The following is a 26,247-nucleotide window of genomic DNA, read 5'->3' on the forward strand; positions in this document are numbered from 1 at the left end:
TCCCTGTGACGTTTTGCGGCGGCGGTTCCGGATGGTTTCGAAGAGCGCGCCCAATCCTCGGTGTCATTCCCCGCGAAAGCGGGGAATCCGGTACGCCGCGGCCTCTCCGGGGCGCCCTCACGCTCTCTGGAATACTGGATCGCCCGCTTTCGCGGGCGATGACACTGAAATTGTGGGAACGGTCGGGCCGTCTACCAGCGCGCTGTACGCCGCTACACCGTCTGCGCCACCGCGGCGCGCGACTTCGGCGCCTTCGCGATCTCGAACAGCGCCACGGACTGCCCGGTCAGCGCGGCCAGCACCAGGCCGACCATGTGGGCCAACCGCTCGTCCTTGGCCTTTTTGTCCAGGAGGTCGCGGCCGAAGATCACGCTAAGCGTCGCCGAGTTCGAGAGGTAGAAGAAGCAGAGCCCTGCGATCGAGATGTAGAGCTGCACCGGATCGACTGCGACCTGGAAGTCGCCGCTGTCGACGCCGCGCCGCACCACGGTGCGGATCATCTCGACGAAGGGCGAGTGCATCGACTTGACCTTGGTCGATTTCTTCAGGTGCTTTGCGCGCGCGAGGTTCTCGGTCTGGAGCAGCGACAGGAATTCGGGATTGCGCAGGAAGTAGTTCCAGGTGAACTCGATCAGCCGCCTGATGGCCTCGGGCGGCTCGAGATGCTCGAGATCGAGCCCCCGCTCCTCGCTGCGGATCTTGTCATAGGCGCCTTCGAGCACCGCAAGGTAAAGCTCGTCCTTGTTGCCGACGTGGTAGTACAGCATGCGCTTGTTGGCGCCGGCCTTGGCCGCAATGCGGTCGACGCGCGCGCCGGCGAGCCCGTGAGCGGAAAACTCCTGCTTGGCGGCTTCGAGAATGCGCAGCCGCATCCCCTCGGGATCGCGCTGCCATTTCAGGGTTCGCTTTGCCTTCGCCAAACCGGGTGCTCGCTGGGTGCTCGGGATACGCGTGTAACACGCGGGCAGCCCGCCGCATAGTTTCGCGACAGTGAAAGCCAAGCAAGCCGGTTTCGTAGGGTGGGCAAAGGCGCTCTTGCGCCGTGCCCACGTCATCCCATCATTGGGCATGACGTGGGCACGCTTCGCTTTTCCTACCCTACGAGAGTCTTCGAGTGGAAAGACCGCTTTCACTCCACCGGCTTGGGCGAGCGCTCCAGCAGAACCGTCGGAATGCCGCAGGTGCCGTTGCGCACCGTCATGATTCGCGTGCCCGGCTTGCGGCCGTTGCGAACCTCGGTGACGTCGAGGCCGGCGGCGATCAGGCGGGCGCGCGTGGCGTCGATGTCGGCGACCCGCCAGCTCAGGCCCCACAGACGGTCATGCGCGAGGTCACCGCCGGCGACTGGCCGGCGCACCACCTCGACGATCAGATCGCCGCAGCGGAAGAACATCAGCTGGCCCCAATCCTGGTGCGAGCGGTCGAGCGCCAAATCGAGCCTGAGCCGTGCGCCATAGAGCGCGGCAGCGCGTTCGGAATCCTCGGTGGTGACCACGACATGGTCGAGCGCGTCGATCGGTGCGACGTCGGTCGCGACTGAAAGCGGGCGCTCGTCGGCCAGCTCGAGGAAGAACATGCGTACGCCGCGCGTGAGTTCCGTGGCGGCGCGCGTGCGCTTCCAGTGCAGGACGTTGCCGGTTTCCGAATCGCTGCTTTCGACCTCGGCGACCGGATCCGGGCTCAAGGCCACCCGCTGCAGCCGCCGATGCATCCTGCTCATGTCTGCGACACGAAAGCACAGGCTGGCGAGCACGCCCTCCTGGTCGTCGAGCAGCGCGCGCATGCGATCGGCCGTCACGCTGAAACCGCTCGGCGCCATCAATTCGATCGTCATGTTCTCGAGGGTGAACAGCACGCGATCGGCGCCCTCGCCGGAATTCTGCCATGCCGGCGCGCGGGCGAGCAGCGTCTGGTAGGCCGCCTTGGCTGCACCGATATCCCTGACCAGAGCGACGACGTGATCGAGGCCGGTGATCATATGTCCCCCTTTTGATCGACCCTTATATTGACCTGGAACCAATGCACCGAAACACGGCGCTTGTCCGGGCTTGGCATCGCCCGGTGATGGTCGTATTCCGGCCTCATGCTGACCTCAAGCGCTTGGGGCGGCAGATTTGCGAATAATTTCAGCGATCCCTGAGCGGAACCGGTGCTACAGTAAGCGCGCCGGCCTGGACCACAAAGCGCATGACGGACAAGCAATGCAGGCTCTCTTCATCGGACAGACCTATATCGACGTCGTCTTCATCACCGACCACATGCCGACCGGGGACGAGAAGCACGTGGCCTCGGACTACGCGGTCTCCTTCGGCGGCAACGCGGTGACGGCGGCGTTCTGCTGCGCCAAGCTCGGCATCGTGCCGGATCTCATCGCCACCGCGGCCAATGACTGGCTGGGGCGCATGTTCCAGGACATGTGCGCGAAATACGCGATCTCGCTGCACGGGCGGAAGGTCAACCAGTCCTCGCTCTCCTTCATCATGCCCAAGGACGGCAAGCGCGCCATCGTCCGCTGCCGCGACGACGAGCACATCCATCCCTTTCCGATGCTCAATCTCGGCGGCTGCCGCGCGCTGCACGTGGATGGTCATCAGCCCGATGCCGCGATCCACTACGCCAAGGTCTGCCGCGAGGCCGGCATTCTGACCTCACTCGACGGCGGCGGCCTGCGCACCAACACCCATGAGCTGCTGGAATATATCGACGTCGCCATCGTCGCCGAGCGCCTCTGCGAGCAGATGGACCTGACGCCGGAGAAGATGCTCGACTATCTCAAGAGCCGCGGCTGCAGGATCGGCGGCATCACCATGGGCGAGAAGGGCCTGCTCTGGTACGACGAAACAGGGACGGTGCAGGTGATGCCGGCGATGCCGATCCCGCGCGAGCGCGTGATCGACACCAATGGCGCCGGCGACGTTTTCCACGGCGCCTATGTCTATTCCTACCTCGCTCATCCCGGCAAAAGCTGGCGCGAGCACTTTGATTTTGCCCGGGCCGCCTCGACCTTCAAGATCCAGCGCCTCGGCAACGAGGCCGGCTTGCCGACGCTCGTCGATATCGCCAAGGTCCGGCACGAGTTCGAGGTCAGGGTTTAGATCCAGATGGGGCGCGTTTTCGTCGCCGGCAGCATCAACATGGATGTGGTGGCGACCGCCGATCGCCACCCGCGCGTCGGCGAGACCGTCGCCGGCCGGGAGGTGCTGTATTTTCCAGGCGGCAAGGGGGCGAACCAGGCGGTGGCCGCGTCACGGCTTGGCGCGAAAACCACGTTGATCGGGCGATTGGGGAAGGATTCATTTGGCGCTGAGCTGAAGACGTTCCTCGGCGCGCAGGGTATCGACCTCGGCTCGGTGCGCGACGCCGACACGCATACTGGCACCGCGATCATCACCGTCGCCGCCTCCGACAATACGATTGTCGTCATCCCCGGCAGCAATGCGCAGGTCGGCGCGGATGATGTGGCGGACGTGCCGCTGGCGAAGGGCGATGTCGCGGTCAGCCAGTTCGAGATCCCGCTGCCGACGATCGCCGCGTTCTTCCGGCGCGCGCGCGAGGCCGGCGTCGTGACCGTGCTCAACCCGGCGCCGGCGCAAAAGATGTCGAGCGAGCTGCTCACGCTGGTCGACATCCTCGTGCTGAACGAGACCGAGCTCGGCTTCCTCGCCGGCGCCGAACTCTCCGACAGCGACGAGCCCGCGAAAATCTTCGACGTCGCGCGAAAACTTCAGGCGCGCGCGGACCAGACCATCTGCATCACACTCGGCAAGCGCGGCGTGCTTGCGCTTGCGGGGCGCGAAGAGGTCGCCGTGCCCGGGCATGCCGTAAAGGCGGTCGATACCACCGGCGCCGGCGATTGTTTTGTCGGCGCGCTCGCCGCGAAGCTGGCTGACGGTGTGCCCTTACGTGCCGCCCTCGCCTTCGCCAACGCCGCCGCCTCGATCAGCGTGCAGCGCATGGGCGCGGGGCCGTCGATGCCGACGGCCGCGGAAGTGGCGGCTGTGCTCCGCGCTGGCTGATCACGCCAGCGCGCTCTTCAGGTCAAAGCTATCGTCCGCAGCCTGCGCCGGCGTGATCGAGCGATTCATGCCCTGCAGCCTGCGGCCGAACATGTGGTCGCCGGCGCGGTTGATGGATTCGATGCCGAGCAGCGTCTCACCCTTGTAGCAGAACGCGGAGAACGCCTTGTTCGCGGCGCTGCCACGCAGCACGACGCGGTCGTAGCCAGTGGTGAGGCCTGAGATCTGGAGCTTGTCGTCGCCCTGGTCGCTCCAGAACCAGGGATGGCTGTCGTAGGGCTTCTTGTCGCCGGTCAGCCGCGCGGCGAGGCAGCGGGCGTGGTCGGTCGCGTTCTGCACCGATTCCAGCCGCAGCGAGCCGCCGAAGCGCGGGCTTGCGAACAGCGCGCAATCGCCGATCGCGGAAATGTCAGGGTCAGCCGTCGACAGATATTCGTCGACGATGATGCCGGCGGCGACCGGCAGCCCGGCTTCAGCTGCAAGCTCGATGTTCGGCAGCACGCCGACGCCGACCACGACGAGGTCGGCGGGCAGATGCCGTCCGTCGCTCAGGGAGACCCCGGTGACCTTGCCGCCTTCTGCCTCGATCGAGGTCGCCTGCACGCCGAGATGGACGCGGATACCGGCCTCGCGATGGCGCTCCTGAAAATACTCCGACACCTCCGCCGTCACCGCACGCGCCATCACGCGCGGGGCAAGCTCGAGCACGTCGACCTCGAGGCCCTTGATCCGGGCGGTGGCCGCGAATTCGAGACCAATGAAGCCGGCGCCGATCACCACGACCCGTGTCTTCGAGGGCATGATCGCACGCAGCGCATCGCTCTCGTCGAGGATGCGCAAATATTTCACGTCGGGCAGATTGGCGTTGGGCAGGTCGAGCAGCCGGTTGCGCGCGCCGGTCGCCAGCACGAGGTGAGCGTATGCCAGCGTCTCGCCCGAGGCGAGCAGCACCTTGTGGCCGGCACGATCGATCGACACCGCGCGCCCCGCGATCAGCTCGATCTTCTGGTCCTGGTAGAATTTTTCGGGGCGGAACATCAGGCTCTCCGGCCCGGCCGATCCCTTGATATAGGCCTTGGACAAAGGCGGCCGCTGATAGGGCAGATGCGCCTCGTCATTGATCAGGCAGATGCGCTCGGAAAAGCCCGCCTGGCGCAGCGATGCCGCGACCTGATAGCCGCCATGGCCGGCACCGACGATGATCACCGGACCGTCGCTCATTGGACAGCCCATTTCCGGAAGACACGAGCTTGACCCATGTCGTCTCCTCTCTCGCTGATTTTGGTTGCTGGCCTTACGAGGAGCCGGCGCTCGTGTCCGTCCCTTGGCGAAGGCGGCCCCATTTGAGCCTATCGTTTCGCCCCGCGCAAGGGCGGCGGTCGGGGATTGTCACTCCTCCGCTTCTGCGATTTAGTTGCAGCAACCACCTCCTGCCGGAGACCTTCTCAGATGCCAGATCCCATCTCCCAGCCCGATGATCCCGCCCTGCTGCGGATCGACGGCCCGATCGCGACCATCACGCTCAACCGCCCCACAGCGTACAACTCCATCAACCTCGCCATCGCGCAGAAGCTCGAGCAGCTCGCGGCCTATCTCGAAGGCGACGACGCCATCAGGGTCGTCGTGCTCGAAGGCGAGGGCCGAGCGTTCTCGGCCGGCGGCGATCTGCAGACGATTGGTGCCGCCGCCGAAGCGGGCACGGTGACCCCCGTGGTCGGCGAGCTCTTGAAGCACTATCACGCCTTCATCGAGATCGTCAGGCGCATGCCGAAAATTTCGTTGTCCAGCGTGCACGGCTCGGCCGCCGGCGCCGGCATGGGCCTCGCCTTCGTCACCGATCTCTGCATCGCCGCCGATGATGCCAAGTTCACACCTGCCTATGCCAAGATCGGCGTGTCGCCGGACGGCGGTTCGACGGTCGGCATCGTCGGCACGGTCGGCTCCCGCCGCGCGCTGCAGATCTTCCTGTCCGAGGACAATTTTACCGCGCAGCAGGCCTATGAATGGGGCCTCGTCGCCAAGACCGTTCCGGCCGCCGAACTGAAGGCGGCCACGCGAAAACTCGCCGAGCGTCTGGCGCAGAACCCGCCGGCCGCAATCGCCGGCACCAAATCGCTGGTCTATCAGGCCGCCACCACGCCGGTGAAGCAGCAGCTCGATGCCGAGGAGCACAAGATCATCATGGCGATGAACACGGAGGAATTTCGCAGCGCCGTGAAGAAATTCACGAGCAAGTCGAAGTGACGACGCCAGCGCGTACGTTCTACGGCCTGCGTCACGGCGCAACCGACTGGAATCGCGAGGGACGATTCCAGGGGCGGACCGACAATCCGCTGAACGAGGACGGCCTCAGGCAGGCGCACGAGGCCGTGGACATGCTGCGCGATGCCGGCATCAGCCGTATCGTCGCAAGTCCCTTGGCCCGCGCGGCGCGCACGGCCGAGATCATCGCGGCCGCGATCTCGGTGCCGCTCGCGATCGACGACGGCATCATCGAGTTCGACTTCGGGAGCTTTGAAGGCCTGCCCGTTCGCGACCTCATGATCAAGCACGGCGTCACGTCAGCGACGGGCCTCGTCTCGATCCTGCCGGCCGACGGCGAGAGCTGGGACGCCATGACGGAACGGTCGCTGGCTTGCGTCTCCGCGTGGCTCGGCCGTCATCCCGGTGATAATTTGCTGTTCGTCTGCCACGACGCCGTGATGCAGGGGATGGCCAACGCGCTGTGCGGCAGCTACTTCAAGAATAGCCATGGCACGCCGTTTCGCTACGTCTGCGACGGCGCGCATTGGCGGGTCGAGCAAGTCGTTACTTTGGACAGATATAGCCCGTCCCCGCCGGCGACTTGAAGCAGCCGACCGATTCCGGCAGCACCTTCTGCGGCAGCCACAGCACCACGCTCGGGAAGTAGATCGCGAATGCGATCGTCCCCAGGAACACCAGATAGATCGGCAACGCAGCGCGTAGCGCTTTCGCGAAACTTATGCCGACGAATTTCGACGCCATCAGCAGCACCAGCCCGTAAGGCGGCGTGATCAGGCCGAAGGCCAGCGTCGCGATCAGCACCACGCCCATATGGACGCTATTGATGTCACCCGCCTCCGTCAGTGTGTTGACCAGCGGCATGAAGATGATGATGGTCGGCACCGGTTCGATGAAGTCGCCGACGACTGTGAAGAGCAGCACCATCAGCAGCATGATCAGATGCGGATCGTTACCTGCCATCGAGGTGATGATTTCGGCGATGTAGCTCGCGCCCCTGAGATAAGCGAGCATCCAGCCGAAGGCATTGGCTGCGCCGATGGTGACCAGCGGCAGCGAGAAGATCAGTCCGGCAATGCAGAAATCGTAAGGGATATTCTTGATGTGCCCGCGATTGAGCGCGGGGATCACGACCAGGACGATCCAGACCACGGCGACCACGCCGGCTTCGGTCGGCGTGAACCAGCCGGTCAGGATGCCACCGAGCAGGATCACCGGGATCATCAGCGGCAAGGCCGCATCGCCGGCGGCGAACACAACCTGCCGCAGCGGCGCGCGCGGCTTGCGCAGGCCCGAGGGGCCGAAGAAGTAGCAATAAAGCATCAGACCGAAGCCGATCATCAGGCCGGGCACCACGCCCGCCATGAACAGGCCCGCGATCGAGACGTTGCCGACCGCGCCATAGACTACGGCGGTAATGCTCGGCGGCACCAGCGCGGCAATTGTGGAGGCCGAGGCGATGATAGCGGCGATGAAAGCCGGATCATAGCCTTCGCGCTTCATCGGCCCGCCAAGCGCCCGGCTCATCACGGCGACGTCGGCGGTGGTCGAGCCCGACATTTCCGAGAAGAACATGCTGAAGACAACCACGACCTGCGACAGCCCGCCCCTGATATGCCCGACCAGCGATACCGAGAGATTGGCTATTCGCACCACCACGTTCGCCGAGCTCATGAGCTCGCCGACCAGCAGGAAGAACGGGATCGCCAGCAGCGCCTCGGAATCGACACCGTCAAAGATCTTCTGGATGATGGCGGCGAGCGAAACGTCGGACAGGAGAGCGCCGATGAAGACGCCGGCCATCAGCGAGAACGGCACGGGCACGCCGAGATAGCCGAATGACAGGAAGCAGATCGTCATCAACGCCAGAACAACAGGTGCGCTCATAGCTGCGCCCTCGCCTGCGCGTCGGTGACGATGGGCGTTCCATCCTCCTCGGGCGGCTCGGGATGGTCGAAGCCGTTGCGCAGGCCGTTGACGAGCTGCTCGATGGTGAACAAGCCGATCAGCACGCCCGACAATGGAATGATCGCGTAGAGCGAAGCGATCGGGGTGCCGGACGGCAACCGAAAGCTGCCGAAGCCGCGCAGATAATTCTGATAGCCGTACCAGATCAGGCAGAAGGCGACGCCGAGCACGACGAGGCGGATGATCAGCTCGACGATCAGCCGCGAGGTGCCGTGCAAGGCCTCGGAGATCGCGGTGAGATAGAGGTGGTCGTTGCGCCGGGTCGCGGCCGCCGTGCCGACGAAGATCGCGTAGATGAACAGCGTCGAGGTGACCTCCTGGAGCCACAGCCAGGGATGACCGATGGTCCGGGTGACGATGTCGGCGGTGACCGACAGCGAGAAGCCGAAGCAGAGCACGCCGCAGAGGATCATCAGCGCGAGCTCGAGCCAGTCGAGCCAGCGCCATTTCAGGTGGCGTTGGCGATGCACGAGCAGTTTGTCGGCGATGGCCATTAGTCCCCCCTCCCAAAGCTATCGGATGTGACGGCTGGGAAGCTGCCGATCACGCTTGGCCTGCATGGTTCGAGACGCCCGCTTCGCGGGCTCCTCACCATGAGGGTCTAAAATCTCGCCGCGAAACGAGACCTCATCCTGAGGGCCCGCCGCAAGGCGGGCGTCTCGAAGGATGGCCGCAAGCGACCTAATTGATCGACCGGATCAGATCCTTGACCTTCTCGGCGTGCGGGCCGAGCTCCTTGGCGAGCTTGTCGAGATAGGGATCGGCGACCGCCGTGAAGCTCTTCTTGTCGACGTTGTCGACGATCTTCACGCCCATCTTCTTCAGCTTCTCGGCCGCGGTGCGCTCCAGCTCGAACGCCTTCGCCGGCTCCTTGGTGCTGATCTCGTTGGCCGCGGCCTGCACCCAGCCCTTTTGCTCGGCCGAGAGGCTCTGCCAGAGCTTGTCGGAGATGAACACCAGCGCGTTGTTGGCCTCGTGCTCGGTGATGTTGAGGACCGGCGCGACCTCGTAATGCTTGTTGACGAGGTAGACGTTGATGCTGTTCTCGGCGACGTCGACGACGCCAGTCTGCAGGCTCGTGTAGACGCTGCCGAACGGCATGTGCACGGTCTGGGCACCGTAGGCCGGGAACATGGTGTCCTCGGTCGCGGTCGCCTGCACGCGGACCTTTGCGCCCTTGATATCAGCCACATTGCGGATCTCCCGCTTCGCGTACATGTGGCGCACGCCCTGCGAGCCGGTCGCGATCACATGCAGGCCCTGGGTGGTCTCGTCGATCATGGCCTTGAGCGCTTCGAACACGCGGGGATCCGCGAGGCCCTTGACCACGTGGTTCTCGTCGCGGAACAGATAGTGCAGCGACATCACGCCGGCTTGCGGCGAGATCGTCGCGGTGTTCGCGGAGGAGATGATGGAGAATTCGACGTCTCCGGCTTTCACGAGCTGGAGCACTTGCGGCTCCTGCCCGAGCTGGGCGCCCGGATACTGGTCGATGATCATGGTGCCTTTGCTCAACTCCTTGAGCTTTTCGGCAAAGATGTCGCCCGCGATGGAATAGCCGGTGTTGCGCGGCTGGTCGTAGGCGAAGCGATAATGCTTCACCTCCTGCGCCCCCGCCCCGGTCACGAACAGCACGGCGGCCGCAGCCGCCAACCCACGCATGGATCGTGCAATCATCGTTTCCCCCTGTGTTATGCCCGCCGCTTCTGCGGTCTGAGCAGTCGTCGTTCGGTCAGCTTGTCTCGGTCTTCCCAGTCCTCTGCATGAAATCGAAGTCGCAGCCCTCGTCGGCCTGCATAATGGTTTCGTTGAACAGCCAGGCATAGCCGCGCCGCGCTTCATCGGGCGCGGCGGCCGGCTTCAATGCAGCGCGCCGGCGCTCCAGCTCGGCCGCGTCGACCAGTAGCTCGATGCTGCGCTTGGCCACATCCAGGCTGATCATGTCGCCGTTCTTCACTAGCGCCAGCGGCCCGCCCACCGCGGATTCCGGGGTGATGTGCAGAACGATGGTGCCGAACGCGGTGCCGCTCATGCGCGCGTCCGAAATGCGCACCATGTCCTTGGTGCCGCCGCGCGCCAGCTTTTTCGGGATCGGCAGGTAGCCCGCCTCCGGCATGCCCGGCGCGCCCTTCGGGCCGGCATTGCGCAGCACCAGCACGTCGTCGGCGGTCACGTCGAGATCGGGATCGTCGACCCGCAAGGTCATGTCCTCGACGGATTCGAACACGACGGCCCGCCCGGTATGCTTCAACAGCTTCGGGCTCGCGGCCGATTGCTTGATCACCGCGCCGCGCGGCGCGAGATTGCCGTGCAGGACGGCGAGGCCGCCTTCCGTCTTGATCGGATTGTCGCGCGGACGGATCGCATCCTGGCCCGGCACGTCCTCCGCATCGGCGACGACGTCGCGCAGTGTCTGGCCCGAGATCGTCTTGGCGTCGAGATCGACGAGGTCGCCGAGCTGCGCCAGCAGCTTCGGCACGCCGCCGGCGTGATGGAAATGCTCCATATAGTGTTCGCCCGACGGCTTGAGGTCGACCAGCACCGGCACCTCGCGGCCGATCTGGTCGAACACTTCGAGATCGAGCCGATGCGGCGAGCGATGCGCCATCGCGGTCAGATGGATCAGGCCGTTGGTGGAGCCGCCAATCGCCTGGAGCACGACCTGCGCGTTCTTGAAAGACGCGGGTGTCAGAAGCTCGCTCGGCTTCGGCCCCTTGGACTTGGCCATTTCGGCGGCAACCTTGCCGCTCGCTTCCGCCAAACGGAAACGTTCGGCATGCGGCGCCGGGATCGTCGCGCTCATCGGCAGCGACAGGCCCATGGCTTCGATCATGCAGGCCATGGTCGAGGCCGTGCCCATCACCATGCAGGTGCCGACAGACGGCGCGAGGCGGCCGTTCACTGCTTCGATTTCGACATCGTCGATTTCGCCGGCGCGATACTTGCCCCAGAGACGGCGGCAATCGGTGCAGGCGCCCAGCACCTCGCCCTTGTGATGGCCGACCACCATCGGACCGACCGGAATGACCACGGTCGGCAGGTCGGCGCTGATCGCGGCCATCACCTGCGCGGGAAGGGTCTTGTCGCAGCCGCCGATCACGATTACCGAATCCATCGGCTGGGCCCGGATCATCTCCTCGGTGTCCATCGCCATCAGATTGCGCAGATACATCGAGGTCGGATGCGCAAAGCTCTCGGCGATCGAGATGGTCGGGAACACGAACGGCATCGCGCCCGACAGCATCACGCCGCGCTTGGCGGCCTCGATGATCTGCGGGACGTTGCCGTGGCAGGGATTGTAGTCGCTATAGGTGTTGGTGATGCCGACGATCGGACGCTCCAGCGCGTCGTCGGAATAGCCCATGGCCTTGATGAACGCCTTGCGCAGGAACAGCGAGAAGCCGGCATCGCCATAGCTCGTCAGACCCTTGCGCAAACCACTCGTCATCATGCCACTCCTTCACTTGCCATTGTGGTACAGCCTGAACCTCGATTGTCAATAAGCTTGGTCCATATTGTCGCATTTTCGGCCGGTAGGCACCCTCTTCGGCACAAATTATTGACAATCCGTCCCTTCCCTGCTCCACAGGGCGAGCCGGCCAGACGCCGGGAGGCCGAGGGCATGTCCGACATTCGCACCGCAGACAGCATGCCGGTCCGGCACGACGATCCGGACGACATTGTCGCGCGGCTGGAGGAGGACATCATCTTCGGCCGCCTGCCGCCCGGCGCGCGCCTCACCGAGGACGCGCTGATGTCGCGCTACGGCACCTCCCGCCACTTCGTGCGCCAAGCCTTGGTGGATGCCGAGCGCCGCGGCATCGTCCGCCGCGAGAAGAACGTCGGCGCCACCGTGCGGTTCTACTCGGCCGAGGAGGTCCGGCAGATCTACGAGGTCCGGGAGATGCTGACGCGGCAGGCCGCGCTGATGATCCCGCTGCCCGCGCCGCGAGTGCTGATCGACGAGCTCTCCGCGCTGCAACGGCAATATTGCGCGAGAGCCGATGCGCAGGATCTGCGCGGCATCCACGAAGCCAATGACGCTTTCCACCTCGCGCTGTTCTCGGCCTGCGGCAATCCCTATCTGGTCCGCTCGCTCCAGGACTACATGAACCTGACCCTGCCGATGCGCGCGAAGAACCTCGCCGACCGCGAAGGGCTCGCGCAATCGCGGCGGCAGCATGAGATGATGATCGAGCTGTTGAGGGGGCGCGACAGCTGGGCGCTGGCGCAGCTGTGTGTGGATCATATGCAGTTCAGCAAGAAGGACTATCTGGCGCGGATTGCGGACGAGGCCGGGCGCTAGTCGGCAAACTTCTGCTGCAGGCATCCATCACGGAACGCCGGTGCCCCGGGCGCGTTGGAAGGCCAAGCATAAGGCTCGGTCTTGGTTCGGATGCCGCGGGTGGCAGTTTCTCGCAGCATGTCACGCCCAAGGGAGGACTGACCGAGCAGGTTGAACAATGAGGGTCTGCGGAGCGATGCGGACCGGTTTGTTCATCGCATTGATTGCGGCGGCCTGGCTCGGCGGACAGGTCCAGGATTCTTTCGCGCAAAAGCGGCCGTCGGCTTCTCCGAGCGAATCCACGAAGGTGTCTCCGAGAAAGGAAGGCACCCCCAAGAAGGAAACGGGACGACCTGCGGACCCGTTTACGGTGGGATTTGTAACCGGTTCGCCGCAATGCACTGAATTCGCGATCGCTCGGGACATTGCGACCACGCTCGCCGGCGGTCAGGAGACCGGTCCTCATGGCCAGGTCGCATTGCGGGTCCTGCCCATTGTGGGAGACGGTGGTGTCCGCAACGTCCTTGATGTGCTCACCCTCGCAGGTGCCGACGTGGCGATTTCGCCCGTCGTCCTCGTCGACCGGCTCCGGGAGACAAGGACCTTCGGGGATATTTCTGACAGGCTGACCTACATTGCCCCGCTCCATATCGAAGAGTTCCATCTTCTCGCACGGGCGGAAATCGGCAGCCTGACGGAGCTTTCGGGAAAGAGGGTCAATCTCGGGGACGACGGCAGTGCCGGCGCCATTCTCGGCCGCGAAGTGTTGAACCGTCTGGGCGTCAAGATCATGGAGTCGAACCTGGGACCGGAGGCCGCGCTGGATGGTCTGAGGAAGGGAGATCTCTCTGCCGCTCTGCTGGTCTCAGGAAAACCGCTCAGCTTCCTGACGCAGGTCTCGCAACTCGATGGTATTCACCTCCTGCCGATCCCCTACTTCAAGGAGCTGCTGCAACAAGATTATCTGCCATCGACGTTCCGCCACAAGGACTACCCGAATCTGATCGCCGCCGAAGCGAGCGTTGACACGATCGCGATCAAATCCGCCCTCTTCGCCTACAACTGGCCGAGCGGCAACGAGCGATTTCGGTTGCTGGAATTCTTCGTCCAGACATTGTTCACGCGCTTTCCCGAATTTCTCGGCGATGCCCATCATCCTAAGTGGCGCGAAGTAAACCTGGCCGCACAACTCCCCGGATGGCGACGATTCCGACCGGCAGAGCGCTGGCTCCAGCAGCAATCGGGAGGGGAAGCCGCGCTTCGCAAGGCGTTCGGCCGGTTCCTCGAGGGAAAGCCCACTGCCGATCTACCTGATCGCGAAGAACTGTTTCGGGATTTCCTGCGCTGGAGAGAACGCAATCCGGCCAAGTGAGCAAACTTGGGCAAACAAACCTCGGGAGGTATCGATGCGCAAAACCGTGGTGGGCGCAGCCCTTGTTGCGTTGCTCGCCTTGATCGCCGATGTGAGGCGCCCCGCCGCCCAATTTGCTCCCTTCTGGCCACAAGCGCCGCAGCTGCTCCCGGGCACAGCGCCACCGGCCGACGAGGTCGAAAAAACCAGGACAGCCCCTCACCGAAAGAAGGCACATAGAAAGCACAAAGTCGTTCGTCCACCGCCAAACCAGCGGGAGGTCGCGGAAAAAAACGGATACCAGCGGGTCAGCGATCTCGTGAACTTTCCGAAGTTCTTTCCGGGCCTCGGCATCATATTCGTCAAGCCCGACACCTTGCCGCTGGGGCCGTTCCTGACCTTCGATCGCAGGGACCGTCTGGTCGCGACCGTCTACATGGTCCCGAACAAGGACATCGACGATCACAAAAGTTTGGAGGGGGCGGGGTCAGCAGGACCAGTTGACCACGTCAGCTTCTACTTCAACCCAGGTCACCCCGGCGTGGATGTGCCGCATTACCATGTGGTGCTCTGGCACGTGACCAAGAAACAGGAAGCGCGCGTTGCCAAATGACGTACGACAGGTCATGCGATCACGTCACTGACGACGTCAGTACCGCCTCAGCAGGCCACGCTCCACGCTGGTCTCGCCATAATCGGCGCAGGCCCTTTTCGGGTTTTGGATCAGGTCCGTTCGGACCCGCCTGAACGTTTTGCGGGCCGCGTCGGACACTTCAGGACGGAATTTGCGGGGATCGTAGCTCTCTCCGTCGCGAGCCTTGATGGCAGCGGCATAGGCGTCGATCATGGCCATCGCGACGTCGGGACTGCCGAGCAGCCGGGCGCCGAGCTGAACGCTGCCGCTGCCATCGACCTCGTAACCGTCGCATCGCTGTTCGAGCACCACTGATGCGGTGACAAGCTGGTCGAGGAATGCCGCCTCGGCCTCGGTGAGGGGTACGGCTAGCGCTGAACTAGACACTGTCATCGCGAAAACCGCGATGACTGACAATTTGATTTGCATTGTCGTGGGTCTCGCTGGCGATGGCCGAACTATGATCGTACAGATCGAGAACCAGACGATGAGAGCAAGGTTGATCTAGATCAACGGACCGTCATGCCCGGGCTTGTCCGCCTGCGCGGCCGAAGCCGCTTCGGCAACGCGAGGCCCGGGCACCCACGTTCTTTGGGCCGCGTGGCAGGGCGTAGATGGCCAGGACAAGCCCGGCCATGACGACAGGCCCTACCGCGTCTTCCAGTCGATGATCCGGTCCGGATCCGCATCGAACTCCATGCTGCAGAACGTGCCGCCCTGGAAATAATCCCCGATCGGATCCGGCTTCAGCTTGGCCTGCTCGGCCATCGCGTGCTCGCGGAAATCCTCGGCGCGGCCCGTGGGGCGATAGCCGAGTTCGTAGGCGCGGCTGTTGTCCCACCAGGCGCGCTCGTTGAGGGATGCACCGTAGAAGATTTCAAAATGGATGTCGGGATGCTCGAGCCCGATGCGGCAGAGCTGCACGAGATCATCGGGCTTGAGCCAGATCGAGAGCCGGCGCTGGTCGAGCGGCATGTCGCCGAAATTGCCGATGCGCAGGCACGTCACCTTCAGCCCGTGCTTGTCGGCGTAGAGAGCGCCGACGGCTTCGCCGAACACCTTGCTGACGCCGTAGCGCCCGTCGGGGCGCGGGGTCACGTCGGTGCCGATCTTGTGGTGTCGCGGATAGAACCCGACGGCGTGGTTCGACGAGGCGAACACCACGCGCTTGACGCCCTTGCGGTAGGCCGCCTCGAACAGATTATAGCCACCGATGATGTTGGCCTGGAGGATCTGATCCCAGCTGCCTTCGACCGAATAGCCGCCGAAATGAATGATGCCGTCGACGCCCTCGCAGATCGCCTCGCACTGCGCGAGATCGGCGAGGTCCGCTGCCTTGAACTTCTCGTTCGCGCCGAGATCGGCGGGCGGCTTGATGTCGGACAGCAGGAGATCCGAATAGATCGGCGGCAGCAGTCTTCGCAGGCTCGTGCCGATTCCGCCCGAAGCTCCCGTCATCAAAATACGCGGCATGTCTTCCCTCGCCTGTGGTGACCGATTTGCGGTCACATGTCTCTAATGATAGCAGGATTGTCCAGAGGGAACGAAACGAGAGAACCGACATGAATGAGGCATCGTCCCACACCCAGGAGCGGCCAGGCTGGCAGCCGGCGACGTATTACCCCGACCCGGCCATTCGTGCACTCGATCCCCGCTTCGAAAAATACTGGCTGAAATTGTCCGCAGTGGAGCGGCTGGCGACCGGCCTGCGCTGGGCCGAGGGTCCGGTGTGGTTCGGCGACGGGCGCTATCTCTTGTGCAGCGACATCCCGAACCAGCGCATCATCAAATGGGAGGAAGAGACCGGCGCGGTCTCCGTGTTCCGCAAGCCCTCCAATTTCGCCAACGGCAACACGCGCGACCGCCAGGGCCGGCTCGTCACCTGCGAACATGGCGGGCGGCGCGTGGTGCGCACCGAATACGACGGCAGCATCACCGTGCTGATGGATCAATTCAACGGCAAGCGATTGAACTCGCCAAACGATGTTATTGTTAAATCGGACGGCTCGGTCTGGTTCACCGATCCGACCTTCGGCCTGCTCGGCAATTACGAGGGCTACAAGGCCGAGCCCGAGATCGACCCGAACGTCTACCGGCTTGATCCCGCGACCGGCAAGGCGACCATCGTCGCAGAGGGCGTGCTCGGGCCGAACGGGCTGTGCTTCTCGCCGGACGAGAAGATCCTCTATGTCGTGGAATCCCGCGGCGTGCCGAACCGAAAAATCCTCGCCTATGACGTCTCGGCTGATGGCACCAAGATTTCCAACAAGCGCGTCCACATCGATGCGGGTCCTGGCACGCCGGACGGCATGCGCTGCGACATCGACGGCAATCTCTGGTGCGGCTGGGGCATGGGCGATCCCGAGCTCGACGGCGTCGTGGTGTTCGCGCCCGACGGCGTCATGATCGGCCGCATTGCGCTGCCCGAGCGCTGCGCCAATCTCTGCTTCGGCGGCGTCAAGCGCAACCGCCTGTTCATGGCGGCGAGCCAGTCGATCTACGCGTTGTATGTGAATACACAGGGTGCGCTCGGGGGTTAGTCGCTGCAAGCGATGATCTCGTAGGGTGGGCAAAGCGAAGCGTGCCCACCACTTCTGAATGGTGGGCACGTCGCGCGAAGAGCGCGCCTTTGCCCACCCTACGAGATCTCTCCTCGCAATGACGAAACAAAAAACGCCGGAGCGGTTGCCCGCTCCGGCGTCATTTGCTCACGCGCTAAAACTTACGCCGCGTTGAAGCCGGCGACGGCCTTCACTTCGAGGAAGTCCTCGAGGCCGTACTTGCCCCACTCGCGTCCGTTGCCCGACTGCTTGTAGCCGCCGAACGGCGCGGTGCGGTCGTTGGGCACGCCCTGGAGATTGACGTTGCCGGCACGGATCTGGCGGCCGACGCGCTTGGCGTCTTCGACCGAGGCACCCGTGACGTAGCCGGCGAGGCCATACGGCGTGTCGTTGGCGATCTGCACCGCCTCGGCTTCGTCCTTGGCGCCGATGATGGTCAGCACCGGTCCGAAGATCTCCTCGCGGGCGATCGTCATGTCGGGCGTGACGTCGGCGAAGATGGTCGGACGGACATAGAAGCCCTTGTTGACGCCTTCGGGCAGGCCCGGGCCGCCGGCGACGAGCGTTGCGCCCTCGTCGATGCCCTTCTTGATCAGGCCCTGGATCTTGTCCCACTGGCCGCGGTTGACGACCGGACCGATGGTGGTGCCTTCGGCGCGGGGATCACCGGCCTTGGTCTTGTCGGCGACCGCCTTCGCGATCGCGGCGACGTCCTTCATCTTGGACAGCGGCACGATCATGCGCGAGGGCGCGTTGCAGGACTGGCCGGAATTGTTGAACATGTGCATCACGCCGCCGGTCACCGCCTTCGTGAGGTCGGCGCCTTCGAGGATGACGTTCGGCGACTTGCCGCCGAGCTCCTGGCTGACGCGCTTCACGGTCGGCGCGGCGCGCTTGGCCACGTCGATGCCGGCGCGGGTCGAGCCGGTGAAGGAGATCATGTCGATGTCGGGGTGCTCGCTCATGGCGGCGCCGACCTCGGGGCCGAGGCCGTTGACGAGGTTGAACACGCCCTTGGGCACGCCGGCTTCATGGAGGATTTCCGCAAAGATCAGCGCCGAGGTCGGGGTGAACTCACTGGGCTTCAGGATCATGGTGCAGCCGGCGGCGAGCGCGGGTGCGACCTTGCAGGCAATCTGGTTGAGCGGCCAGTTCCAGGGCGTGATCATGCCGACCACGCCGATCGGCTCGCGCAGCACCATGGCGGTGCCGACCGGCTCCTCGAAATGATAGTTCTTGAGCACGTCGAGCGTGGTCATGAGATGGCCCAGGCCGGCGCCGGCCTGGAGCTTCTCCGCCATCGGCAGCGGGGCGCCCATCTCGTCGGACACGGCGGCGCCGATCTCCTTGAGGCGGCCCTTGTAGACCTCGATGACCTTGGTGAGCAGCGCGACGCGCTCATCACGGCTGGTCTGGGAGAAGGTTGCGAAGGCGCGCTTGGCGGCGGCAACCGCCTTGTCCACGTCGGCCTTGGAGCCCAGCGCAACCTCGTACATCGCCTCTTCCGTCGCGGGATTGACCACGGCGGTGGACTTCTTGACGGCGGGATCGACCCAGGCGCCGTCGATGTAGAATTGCATGCGATTGACCATCGTTAACCTCTTCTTGGGGGCATGTGGGGGCGTTTCGGCAGGCATCCTTGCACGAAAGCGCCGGCAATTGAACCCGCCATATGCGGGGCCAGCGTTGCGGCGGACGCGCGGAATATGGGACGCGATTTGAAGCGAGGCAAGCGGCCTGGGTCCCGGCTCTCCGTCGCGACATTTCATGTCGCGCCTTGTCCAGGACACGAGATTGGAGTGAGTCCAACCAGGCTCGTGCCCCGGACGCAGCGCAGCGCTATCCTGGCGATGCGAAGCATCGTCCAGAGCAGCGGTGCGTTGCAGAGCCGGGGCCCATGCGACCGGTTACCTCTACTACACCGCCATCTTCCGATGCAGCACCGGCGCGCCGGTGGTGAGGCTTTCGGCCGCATCGATGATGGCGTTGGCGTCGATGCCGTAGTGCCGATAAAGGTCCGCGATCGTGCCGGTCTGGCCGAACTGCTCGACGCCGAGCGCCTCGACGCGGTGGCCGCGGACGCTGCCGAGCCAGCCGAGTGCGGAAGGATGGCCGTCGATCACGGTCACGATGCCGCAGTCGCGCGGCAGCGGCGCCAGCAGTTTTTCGATGTGGCTGAGATGCTGCACGCCGCGGCGATCCCGCCGCAATTTCCGTGCGGCGGTCCAGCCCGCATGGAGGCGGTCCGCCGAGGTAATAGCGAGCAGGCCGATATCGCGCCGGCTCTCGCCGATGAAGCCGGTCGCCTCGATCGCCTCAGGTGCCACCGCGCCGGTATAGGCGATCACGACTTCGGCATTCGGGCCCGGCTTGCGCAGCCAATAGGCGCCGTCGGTGATGTCCTGCTGCAGCTCCGGTGTCATGATCCGCTGCGCCTGCTCGATGCTGCGCGTCGAGAGACGCAAGTACACCGAGCCGCCCTCGCCCGCTTCGCGCTGCATGTGCTCAAAACCGAAAGCCATGATCACGGCGAGTTCGTCGACGAAAGCGGGCTCGAACGAGGCGAGCCCGTCCTGTGCCATGCCGATCAGGGGCGTTGCAATCGACTGGTGCGCGCCGCCCTCCGGCGCGAGCGTGATGCCTGACGGCGTCGCCGCCACCATGAAGCGCGCGTCCTGGTAGCAGGCGTAGTTCAGCGCATCGAGCCCGCGCTCGATGAAGGGATCGTAGAGCGTGCCGACCGGCAGCAGCCGCTCGCCGTTGATCTGGTGCGACAGCCCGAGCGCCGAGAGCATGATGAACAGGTTCATCTCGGCGATTCCAAGCTCGAGATGCTGGCCCTTGGGCGAAAAGTCCCAGTTGAAGGTGGACGGAATTTTCTCGCTGCGGAATAAATCCGCCTTTTCGGCGCGCGCGAACAGACCGCGCCGGTTCACCCAGGGGCCGAGATTGGTCGAGACCGTGACGTCGGGTGAGGTGGTGACGATGCGCCTCGCCAATTCACTGTCGCCGCGGGCGATCTCGTTCAGCGCGAGGCCAAAGCCCTGCTGGGTCGACATCTGCGGTGACGGCTTGAAGGCGAGCTGCGGGGGCACCTCGACGACCGGTGCGGTCAGCCGGCGGCCGTCCTGGTTGAACGGCACGCGCGCGAGGAAGGCATCGAGCTCGGCGGCGGATTGCGCGAGGCCTTCGTACTTCTCCCATTCATGCCCGGGCCGGATGTCCTGGCTGTCGCGATATTTCTCCATCTGCGCGACCGTCATCAGGCCGGCGTGATTGTCCTTGTGACCCTGGAACGGCAGGCCGACGCCCTTGATGGTGTAGGCGATGAAGCAGACCGGGCGATCGTGATCGATGGATTCGAACGCCTCCAGCATGCTCGCCATGTCGTGGCCGCCGAGGTTCGACATCAGTGCCAGCAATTCCTCGTCGCTGCGCCTGTCGATCAGTTTCGTGATCGGGCCCTGGTCGCCGATCTCATCGTGCAGGTGCTTGCGGAACGCGGCGCCGCCCTGGAAGCAGAGCGCGGCGTAGAGCGCGTTCGGGCAATTGTCGATCCAGCGCTTCAGCGCCTCGCCGCCGGGCTCGGCGAAGGCCTCGCGCATCAGGCGTCCGTATTTCACGATGACGACGTCCCAACCGAAATTGCGGAACATGGTCTCGAACTTTTCCCAGAGCCCTTCGCGCACGACGGCATCGAGCGACTGGCGGTTATAGTCGACCACCCACCAGGTGTTGCGCAGGCCGTGCTTCCACCCTTCGGCAAGCGCCTCCCAGATGTTGCCCTCGTCCATCTCGGCATCGCCGACCAGCGCAATCATCCGCCCTTCGCGGCGATCCTTCATCCAGCCATGCGCCTTGACGTAATCCTGCACCAGCGAGGCGAACAGCGTCTGCGCGACGCCGAGGCCGACCGAGCCGGTGGAGAAATCGACGTCGTCGACGTCCTTGGTGCGCGAGGGATAGGACTGCGCGCCCTTGAAGCCGCGAAAGTTCTCAAGCTTCTCGCGGCTCTGCCGGCCGAACAGATACTGGATGGCGTGGAACACCGGGCTCGCATGCGGCTTCACCGCGACGCGATCCTCGGGGCGCAGCACGTGGAAATACAGCGCCGACATGATGGTGGCGAGCGAGGCGGACGAGGCCTGATGTCCCCCGACCTTGAGGCCGTCGGCATTGGGGCGGATGTGGTTGGCGTGGTGGATGGTCCAGGACGAGAGCCACAGCGCCTTGCGGCTAAGCGCGGTCAAGGTGTCGAGGCGAGCGGTATCGACGGGCATGGCAATGCTCCCGAGAACAGGTGGCGCGATGATACGCCCGCGGGAGGCGCCAAACTTCTCAATTTTTCGCGCAATACCGCCCGATATTGGGATACCATACTAATGATTACCCCGAATATACAGGTTTCATCCCAATGCCAGAGCTCGACGCCATCGACCGCAAAATCCTCGCGTTGCTTCAGGCCGACAGCCGGCTGACCATGCAGGAACTCGCCGACAAGGTCGGGCTCTCGGTCTCGCCCTGCCATCGCCGGGTCAAGCTGCTGGAGGAGCGCGGCGTCATCAGCCGCTACGTTGCGACCGTGGACCAGAAGGCGCTCGGCCTGCATGTCAGCGTCTTCATCTCGATCAAGCTGGCGCGGCAGAAGGAGGAGGATCTCAACCGCTTCGCGCGCGCGATCTCGAAATGGGACGAGGTGCTGGAGTGCTATCTGATGACCGGCAACCGCGACTACCTCCTGCGCGTCGTCGCGGCCGACCTCGCCTCCTACGAGACGTTTCTCAAGACCAAGCTGACCCGGCTCGACGGCATCGCCTCGATCGAGTCGAGCTTTGCACTGAGCCAGGTGAAATACTCGATCGCGCTGCCGGTGTGACCTGCCTCAGCGTGACAGAGCGGCTGTCACATGGACGCAACAAACCCCGCCGATGGTCGTTGGTAACACTGGCACCCTAGCCGAGAGAAGAAGCCCATGACCGCATCCGACCGCACCTTCCAAACCGCCAAGCGCGAGCGCATCATTCAGGAGATGGCCGACGACCTCGACGAGGAGCTGGAGATGGAGCTCGATGACACGAGGCTCGACGAGCTCCTGGAAGAAACCGACACACCGGGTCCGACGGTCGATCGCAAGCTCTATTTCCGGGAGCTGCTGCGGCTCCAGGGCGAGCTGGTCAAGCTGCAGGACTGGGTGCAAAGCGAGCGGAAGAAGGTTGTCGTGCTGTTCGAGGGCCGCGACTCCGCCGGCAAGGGCGGCGTCATCAAGCGCATTACCCAGCGCCTCAATCCGCGCATCTGCCGCGTCGCGGCGCTTCCCGCCCCGAGCGAGCGCGAGCGCACGCAATGGTACTTCCAGCGCTACGTGTCGCACCTGCCGGCCGGCGGCGAGATCGTGCTGTTCGACCGCAGCTGGTACAACCGCGCCGGCGTCGAGCGCGTGATGGGCTTCTGCTCGGAGGAGGAGTACCAGGAATTCTTCAAGACGGTGCCCGAGTTCGAGCGCATGCTGATCCGCTCCGGCATCATCCTGGTCAAATACTGGTTCTCGATCACCGACGACGAGCAGCAGTTCCGCTTCACCATGCGCATCAAGGATCCGCTCAAGCAGTGGAAGCTGAGCCCGATGGACGTCGAGGCGCGCAGCCGCTGGGAGGCATACACCAAGGCCAAGGAGACGATGCTCGAACACACGCACCTGCCGGACTCGCCATGGTGGATCGTCGATGCCGTCGACAAGAAGCGGGCGCGGCTCAACTGCATCGCGCATCTCCTCAGCCAGATCCCGTATCAGGAGGTCGCTCGCGCGCCGGTGATGCTGCCGCCGCGCGTCCGCCACCCCGACTATCAGCGCGGCCCGGTTCCGCCGGAGATGTACGTGCCGGAGAAGTATTGACGGGGGCGAACGAATTCGGCCTGCATGGGTATGGCCGCAAACTCAGGTCTCGTAGGGTGGGCAAAGCGAAGCGTGCCCACCACCTGCGTTTGAATCGGGAAAGATGGTGGGCACGGCGCTTTGCGCCTTTGCCCACCCTACGAGACCGTCACCGCCACGGCTGCACGATGATCTTGGTGTGGGCTTCAGGGTTGGCGAGATCGGCGAACGCCTTGGCGACGCCGTCGATGCCGACCTCGGCCGTGACCATCGCCGCCGCATCCACCTGCCCTTCCGCGATCAGGCGCAGTGAGCCTGCGAATTCGTCCGGCGTGTAGCCCAGCACGTATTGGACGTTGAGCTCCTTCATGACGCCGAGCATCGGCTCGCTCTTGTCGGTCTCCATGCAGACACCGACCACCACGATGCGCGCGTCACGCGGTGCGCCTTCGAACACCTGCTGCAGCAGCCCGGGCACGCCGACGCATTCGAAGATGATCGCGGGCTTCAGCGCTGGCAGCATGGCCTGGAACGGCGGCCGCGCGGCCTTCTCCGCATCCGACATCTGCGCGTGCTCGGCCCAGGTCGCATAGGACTGCGACACCCTGGGATCGACGACGACGTCGGCGCCGAGCCTTGCAGCGAGCGCGCGGCGCGCCGGCGAATAGTCGGCGGCGACGATCGGGTGCAGCCCCTTGATCTTCAGCGCCGCGATCACTGCGAGCCCGACAGGGCCGCAACCGATGACGAGCGGCACCTCGCCGCCCCGGATATTGGCCTTTGCCACGGCGTGAATGCCGACTGCGAGCGGCTCGGTCAACGCCGCATGTTCCGGCGCAAGACCGTTGGGCACTTCGAGCAGGAGCGGCTCGCTCAAAAGCATCTGCTCCGCATAGCCACCGACGAAGTCGTTGGAATAGCCGATCCCCTTGATGCCTTCCGGCGTCACCAGCGCGGGCAGCGAGCAGACATGCGTCCCCGGTTTGAACTTGCGTTCCGTGCCGGGGCCGTAATCGACGATCTCGCAGCAGAATTCGTGACCGAACACGACGTCACGCGACAGATCCATCGGCGTGCGGCCGGTCTTCCTGGCCATCTCCACCATCCGCGGTGCGTGCTGGCGCGCATGCAGGTCGGAGCCGCAGATGCCGCAGGCGAGCGTCTTGACCAGCACCTGGCCGGGGCCCGGCTTCGGCTCGGCCATCCTGTCGACGACAATCTCACCGTTCCTGAAAATCGCAGCGCGCATCCGGCTCCTCCCGTATTGTTGGAGCCGTTGATAGCACGTAACAGGGCGCGCGAACTTGCGTCAGGGGTTCGGGGAACGCTCTTCCAGCACCAGCAGCTGGGCGCGGCGGATACGCTCTCGATGGGCGATGTAGAGACCGCTGGCGACGATGAAGGCTGCGCCGACGACCGTCCAGAGATCGGGGACCTCACCGAAGATGAAGAAGCCGAGAATGCTGACCCACAGCAGCTGCGTGTAGGAGAACGGCGCCAGCACCGAGGCATCGCCATAGCGATAGGCCAGCACGATGATCCACTGGCCGACGGTGGAGGCGACGCCGATTACGATGCCGAGCCCGATCGCGGTCCAGGTCGGCGTGACCCAGACGAACGGCACCATCACGGAAAGGATCGCAACGCCCGTGAGCGCGGAATACGCCATCGTGGTGAGCACGGCTTCACGCCCGCTCATCATGCGCGTCAGGATCAGCGCGGCCGCCCAGCAGAACGCCGAGATGATCGGGAAGAACGCGGCGGCGTGGAACGCGCTGGTGCCTGGCCGCAGGATGATCAGCACGCCCGTCAGGCCGATCCCGGTCGCGATCCACCGTCGCAGGCCAACCTTCTCGCTCAGGAAGACGATCGAGAGCGCGGTAACGAACAGCGGCGAGACGAAGCCGGTGGCGGAAGCTTCCGCAATGGGCAGGAAACTCAGGCCAGTGATGAAGAACAACGAGGAGCCGAGCAGCGCGGCACCGCGCATCAGCTGCAGGCCGAGCCGCTCGGTGCGCATCGCATGCAGCGGCGAGCCCGGCAGCATCACCGGCGTGAACATCAGCGCGAAGGTGACGAAGCGGATCCAGGTGATCTCGATCGACGGCAGGCTGGTCGAGAGATATTTCGCGGTGGTGTCGGAGCAGCCGAGGAAGATCGTCGACAGCAGCACCAGCGCGATGCCCTTGAAGGGATGGTCGACGCGCGCGGGCGCGCGGCGAGCCTTCTGCTTCTTCTCCGGCACGGGCATAGGGATACTGTCGAGCCTTGCGGCTGCGGCGGGCGGCGGTGTCACGGCTGGAACCCGGGAAAATGCGAATCGAGAACGGTCGTAAAAAACGACAATTGCGCCGCGTTCACAACTTCCGAAAACAGGATGCCGATATGCGCGAGCCGCCGCGCGCGTCAATGCTCCGTTAATAATGGCCGTTTGTGCATTACAGCATCGGCAGGCTACGCGGCTTCGGACCGCGCGGAAACGCCGCATCAAGCGCCGAAATCTCGTCTTTCGTCAGCACGAGATCACCGGCCGCCGCATTCTCGCCGGCATGTTCGGCGGACGACGCCTTCGGAATCGCGAACACCGTAGTCGCACGGGTGAGAAAGCTCAGCGCGACCTGACGCGGTGTCGCACGACGCTCTTCGGCAATGCGTGCCAACACGGCGCCGCCCTTGCTGCGCGCATCCGGAAAATCGTCGTGACCGAACGGCGAGTAGGCGACCACGGCGACACCATGCCGCTCGCACCAGGGGATCACCGCGTGCTCGATCGCGCGTTCCTTCAGATGATAAAGCACCTGATCGCAGGCGATACGACCCTCGCCGGCGACGTCGAGAATTTCGTCGAGATCGTCAGCATCGAAATTGGAGACGCCCCAGGATTTGATCTTGCCCGATTTCACCAGTTCCTCGAACGCGGCCACGGTGTCTTCCAGCGGATAGGAGCCACGCCAGTGCAGGAGATAGCAATCGAGACGGTCGGTCTTGAGCCGCTTCAGGGACCGCTCGCAGGCGGTGATGGTTCCGCGGCGCGACGCGTTACTCGGCAACACCTTGGAGACCAGGAACACTTCATCACGGCGACCCGCGATCGCATCGGCAATGACGAGCTCCGCATCGCCATACATCTCGGCGGTGTCGATGTGGGTCATGCCCAGATCGAGCCCGCGCTGGAGCGCCGCGATCGCCCGCTTGCGGTCGCCATGGTCGAGATACCAGGTGCCCTGCCCGACGACGGAGACGTTGGCGTCGGTCTTGCCGAAGAGTTTTGCATTCATGTTCGTCTCCGCTGTCGCTC

Annotated in this window: 24 protein-coding genes; 10 read left to right on the plus strand and 14 right to left on the minus strand. The window is 64.4% G+C overall.

Annotated features, from left to right (window positions below; genetic code table 11):
• Positions 1-212: 212 nt before the first annotated feature.
• Together RAD10_RS09755 and RAD10_RS09760 are read right to left on the minus strand one after the other, a co-directional pair.
• Complete coding sequence (locus RAD10_RS09755) at positions 213-920, minus strand: TetR family transcriptional regulator (protein WP_461617278.1); 708 nt, start codon at positions 918-920, stop codon at positions 213-215.
• Positions 921-1,129: 209 nt separating this feature from the next.
• Complete coding sequence (locus tag RAD10_RS09760) at positions 1,130-1,978, minus strand: VOC family protein (RefSeq protein ID WP_461617279.1); 849 nt, start codon at positions 1,976-1,978, stop codon at positions 1,130-1,132.
• A 223-nt stretch (positions 1,979-2,201) separates the two neighbouring features.
• Here RAD10_RS09760 and RAD10_RS09765 point away from each other — a divergent pair, with 223 nt between their 5' ends.
• Both RAD10_RS09765 and rbsK read left to right on the plus strand, forming a co-directional pair.
• On the plus strand, positions 2,202-3,095 hold the full coding sequence (locus RAD10_RS09765) for a sugar kinase (protein WP_183258548.1): 894 nt from the start codon (positions 2,202-2,204) through the stop codon (positions 3,093-3,095).
• A gap of 6 nt (positions 3,096-3,101) precedes the next feature.
• The gene (gene rbsK, locus RAD10_RS09770) at positions 3,102-4,016 is read left to right on the plus strand and encodes a ribokinase (protein ID WP_461617280.1); all 915 of its coding nucleotides are present in this window, start codon (positions 3,102-3,104) and stop codon (positions 4,014-4,016) included.
• On the opposite strand, the gene RAD10_RS09775 is transcribed toward rbsK, so the two are convergent.
• Positions 4,017-5,237, minus strand: coding sequence for an NAD(P)/FAD-dependent oxidoreductase (locus RAD10_RS09775; protein ID WP_461617281.1), 1,221 nt, complete (start codon positions 5,235-5,237; stop codon positions 4,017-4,019).
• 228 nt (positions 5,238-5,465) lie between these two features.
• On the opposite strand from RAD10_RS09775, the gene RAD10_RS09780 reads away from it, so the two are divergent.
• A complete protein-coding gene (locus RAD10_RS09780) occupies positions 5,466-6,260 on the plus strand; it encodes an enoyl-CoA hydratase/isomerase family protein (protein ID WP_461617282.1) in 795 nt (264 codons plus the stop codon).
• Positions 6,257-6,865, plus strand: a complete 609-nt coding sequence (locus RAD10_RS09785; RefSeq protein ID WP_461617283.1) for a histidine phosphatase family protein — start codon at positions 6,257-6,259, stop codon at positions 6,863-6,865. The genes RAD10_RS09780 and RAD10_RS09785 overlap by 4 nt, the downstream gene beginning before the upstream one ends.
• Here RAD10_RS09785 and RAD10_RS09790 read toward each other — a convergent pair.
• The 4 genes from RAD10_RS09790 to RAD10_RS09805 form a co-directional block, all read right to left on the minus strand.
• Positions 6,825-8,165: a TRAP transporter large permease gene (locus RAD10_RS09790; protein WP_461617284.1), complete on the minus strand. Its 1,341-nt coding sequence runs from the start codon at positions 8,163-8,165 to the stop codon at positions 6,825-6,827. The genes RAD10_RS09785 and RAD10_RS09790 overlap by 41 nt on opposite strands.
• Positions 8,162-8,740: a TRAP transporter small permease gene (locus RAD10_RS09795; RefSeq protein WP_461617285.1), complete on the minus strand. Its 579-nt coding sequence runs from the start codon at positions 8,738-8,740 to the stop codon at positions 8,162-8,164. The genes RAD10_RS09790 and RAD10_RS09795 overlap by 4 nt, the downstream gene beginning before the upstream one ends.
• A 187-nt stretch (positions 8,741-8,927) precedes the next feature.
• On the minus strand, positions 8,928-9,923 hold the full coding sequence (locus tag RAD10_RS09800; RefSeq protein WP_461617286.1) for a TRAP transporter substrate-binding protein: 996 nt from the start codon (positions 9,921-9,923) through the stop codon (positions 8,928-8,930).
• A 55-nt stretch (positions 9,924-9,978) separates the two neighbouring features.
• Positions 9,979-11,694, minus strand: coding sequence for an IlvD/Edd family dehydratase (locus RAD10_RS09805; RefSeq protein ID WP_461617498.1), 1,716 nt, complete (start codon positions 11,692-11,694; stop codon positions 9,979-9,981).
• 174 nt (positions 11,695-11,868) lie between these two features.
• Here RAD10_RS09805 and RAD10_RS09810 point away from each other — a divergent pair, with 174 nt between their 5' ends.
• The 3 genes from RAD10_RS09810 (at position 11,869) to RAD10_RS09820 (ending at position 14,495) form a co-directional block, all read left to right on the plus strand.
• Complete coding sequence (locus RAD10_RS09810) at positions 11,869-12,552, plus strand: GntR family transcriptional regulator (RefSeq protein WP_461617287.1); 684 nt, start codon at positions 11,869-11,871, stop codon at positions 12,550-12,552.
• Between the two features lie 187 nt (positions 12,553-12,739).
• A complete protein-coding gene (locus RAD10_RS09815) occupies positions 12,740-13,903 on the plus strand; it encodes a TAXI family TRAP transporter solute-binding subunit (protein WP_461617288.1) in 1,164 nt (387 codons plus the stop codon).
• A 34-nt stretch (positions 13,904-13,937) separates the two neighbouring features.
• Complete coding sequence (locus tag RAD10_RS09820; RefSeq protein ID WP_091953754.1) at positions 13,938-14,495, plus strand: hypothetical protein; 558 nt, start codon at positions 13,938-13,940, stop codon at positions 14,493-14,495.
• Between the two features lie 36 nt (positions 14,496-14,531).
• Here the strand turns inward: RAD10_RS09820 and RAD10_RS09825 are convergent, their stop codons facing one another.
• Positions 14,532-14,945, minus strand: coding sequence for a hypothetical protein (locus tag RAD10_RS09825; RefSeq protein ID WP_461617289.1), 414 nt, complete (start codon positions 14,943-14,945; stop codon positions 14,532-14,534).
• A 219-nt stretch (positions 14,946-15,164) separates the two neighbouring features.
• Positions 15,165-15,989 carry an NAD-dependent epimerase/dehydratase family protein gene (locus RAD10_RS09830; RefSeq protein ID WP_461617290.1) on the minus strand — a complete coding sequence of 275 codons (825 nt, stop codon included), beginning with the start codon at positions 15,987-15,989 and terminating at the stop codon, positions 15,165-15,167.
• Between the two features lie 89 nt (positions 15,990-16,078).
• On the opposite strand from RAD10_RS09830, the gene RAD10_RS09835 reads away from it, so the two are divergent.
• A complete protein-coding gene (locus RAD10_RS09835; RefSeq protein WP_461617291.1) occupies positions 16,079-17,056 on the plus strand; it encodes an SMP-30/gluconolactonase/LRE family protein in 978 nt (325 codons plus the stop codon).
• A gap of 182 nt (positions 17,057-17,238) precedes the next feature.
• Here RAD10_RS09835 and RAD10_RS09840 read toward each other — a convergent pair whose 3' ends face one another.
• Entirely contained in the window at positions 17,239-18,669 is a 1,431-nt protein-coding gene (locus RAD10_RS09840) for an aldehyde dehydrogenase family protein (RefSeq protein WP_028144301.1), read from the minus strand.
• A 324-nt stretch (positions 18,670-18,993) separates the two neighbouring features.
• Positions 18,994-21,357: a transketolase gene (locus tag RAD10_RS09845; RefSeq protein WP_461617292.1), complete on the minus strand. Its 2,364-nt coding sequence runs from the start codon at positions 21,355-21,357 to the stop codon at positions 18,994-18,996.
• 134 nt (positions 21,358-21,491) lie between these two features.
• Between RAD10_RS09845 and RAD10_RS09850 the strand changes: the two genes are divergently transcribed.
• Entirely contained in the window at positions 21,492-21,953 is a 462-nt protein-coding gene (locus RAD10_RS09850; RefSeq protein ID WP_028144303.1) for an Lrp/AsnC family transcriptional regulator, read from the plus strand.
• A 96-nt stretch (positions 21,954-22,049) separates the two neighbouring features.
• The gene (ppk2, locus tag RAD10_RS09855; protein ID WP_461617293.1) at positions 22,050-22,970 is read left to right on the plus strand and encodes a polyphosphate kinase 2; all 921 of its coding nucleotides are present in this window, start codon (positions 22,050-22,052) and stop codon (positions 22,968-22,970) included.
• Positions 22,971-23,118: 148 nt separating this feature from the next.
• On the opposite strand, the gene RAD10_RS09860 is transcribed toward ppk2, so the two are convergent.
• The 3 genes from RAD10_RS09860 to RAD10_RS09870 all read right to left on the minus strand — a co-directional run bounded on the left by RAD10_RS09860 (position 23,119) and on the right by RAD10_RS09870 (position 26,227).
• Positions 23,119-24,198 (minus strand): zinc-binding dehydrogenase, encoded by a 1,080-nt coding sequence (locus RAD10_RS09860; protein WP_461617294.1) that lies wholly within the window; start codon positions 24,196-24,198, stop codon positions 23,119-23,121.
• Positions 24,199-24,258: 60 nt separating this feature from the next.
• Entirely contained in the window at positions 24,259-25,200 is a 942-nt protein-coding gene (locus tag RAD10_RS09865; RefSeq protein ID WP_461617499.1) for a DMT family transporter, read from the minus strand.
• A gap of 187 nt (positions 25,201-25,387) precedes the next feature.
• Positions 25,388-26,227 carry an aldo/keto reductase gene (locus RAD10_RS09870; RefSeq protein ID WP_461617295.1) on the minus strand — a complete coding sequence of 280 codons (840 nt, stop codon included), beginning with the start codon at positions 26,225-26,227 and terminating at the stop codon, positions 25,388-25,390.
• Between the last annotated feature and the right edge of the window lie 20 nt (positions 26,228-26,247).

The sequence above is a fragment of the Bradyrhizobium sp. 23AC genome, assembly GCF_054863025.1.

Bases quoted from the DNA above. Each gene is read 5' to 3' on its own strand.
- RAD10_RS09760 (WP_461617279.1), bottom strand. From the start codon at position 1,978: ATGATCACCGGCCTCGATCACGTCGTCGCTCTGGTCAGGGATATCGGT.
- RAD10_RS09765 (WP_183258548.1), top strand. From the start codon at position 2,202: ATGCAGGCTCTCTTCATCGGACAGACCTATATCGACGTCGTCTTCATC.
- rbsK (WP_461617280.1), top strand. From the start codon at position 3,102: ATGGGGCGCGTTTTCGTCGCCGGCAGCATCAACATGGATGTGGTGGCG.
- RAD10_RS09775 (WP_461617281.1), bottom strand. From the start codon at position 5,237: ATGAGCGACGGTCCGGTGATCATCGTCGGTGCCGGCCATGGCGGCTAT.
- RAD10_RS09780 (WP_461617282.1), top strand. From the start codon at position 5,466: ATGCCAGATCCCATCTCCCAGCCCGATGATCCCGCCCTGCTGCGGATC.
- RAD10_RS09790 (WP_461617284.1), bottom strand. From the start codon at position 8,165: ATGAGCGCACCTGTTGTTCTGGCGTTGATGACGATCTGCTTCCTGTCA.
- RAD10_RS09795 (WP_461617285.1), bottom strand. From the start codon at position 8,740: ATGGCCATCGCCGACAAACTGCTCGTGCATCGCCAACGCCACCTGAAA.
- RAD10_RS09800 (WP_461617286.1), bottom strand. From the start codon at position 9,923: ATGATTGCACGATCCATGCGTGGGTTGGCGGCTGCGGCCGCCGTGCTG.
- RAD10_RS09805 (WP_461617498.1), bottom strand. From the start codon at position 11,694: ATGACGAGTGGTTTGCGCAAGGGTCTGACGAGCTATGGCGATGCCGGC.
- RAD10_RS09810 (WP_461617287.1), top strand. From the start codon at position 11,869: ATGTCCGACATTCGCACCGCAGACAGCATGCCGGTCCGGCACGACGAT.
- RAD10_RS09820 (WP_091953754.1), top strand. From the start codon at position 13,938: ATGCGCAAAACCGTGGTGGGCGCAGCCCTTGTTGCGTTGCTCGCCTTG.
- RAD10_RS09825 (WP_461617289.1), bottom strand. From the start codon at position 14,945: ATGCAAATCAAATTGTCAGTCATCGCGGTTTTCGCGATGACAGTGTCT.
- RAD10_RS09830 (WP_461617290.1), bottom strand. From the start codon at position 15,989: ATGCCGCGTATTTTGATGACGGGAGCTTCGGGCGGAATCGGCACGAGC.
- RAD10_RS09835 (WP_461617291.1), top strand. From the start codon at position 16,079: ATGAATGAGGCATCGTCCCACACCCAGGAGCGGCCAGGCTGGCAGCCG.
- RAD10_RS09840 (WP_028144301.1), bottom strand. From the start codon at position 18,669: ATGGTCAATCGCATGCAATTCTACATCGACGGCGCCTGGGTCGATCCC.
- RAD10_RS09845 (WP_461617292.1), bottom strand. From the start codon at position 21,357: ATGCCCGTCGATACCGCTCGCCTCGACACCTTGACCGCGCTTAGCCGC.
- RAD10_RS09850 (WP_028144303.1), top strand. From the start codon at position 21,492: ATGCCAGAGCTCGACGCCATCGACCGCAAAATCCTCGCGTTGCTTCAG.
- ppk2 (WP_461617293.1), top strand. From the start codon at position 22,050: ATGACCGCATCCGACCGCACCTTCCAAACCGCCAAGCGCGAGCGCATC.
- RAD10_RS09860 (WP_461617294.1), bottom strand. From the start codon at position 24,198: ATGCGCGCTGCGATTTTCAGGAACGGTGAGATTGTCGTCGACAGGATG.
- RAD10_RS09865 (WP_461617499.1), bottom strand. From the start codon at position 25,200: ATGCCCGTGCCGGAGAAGAAGCAGAAGGCTCGCCGCGCGCCCGCGCGC.
- RAD10_RS09870 (WP_461617295.1), bottom strand. From the start codon at position 26,227: ATGAATGCAAAACTCTTCGGCAAGACCGACGCCAACGTCTCCGTCGTC.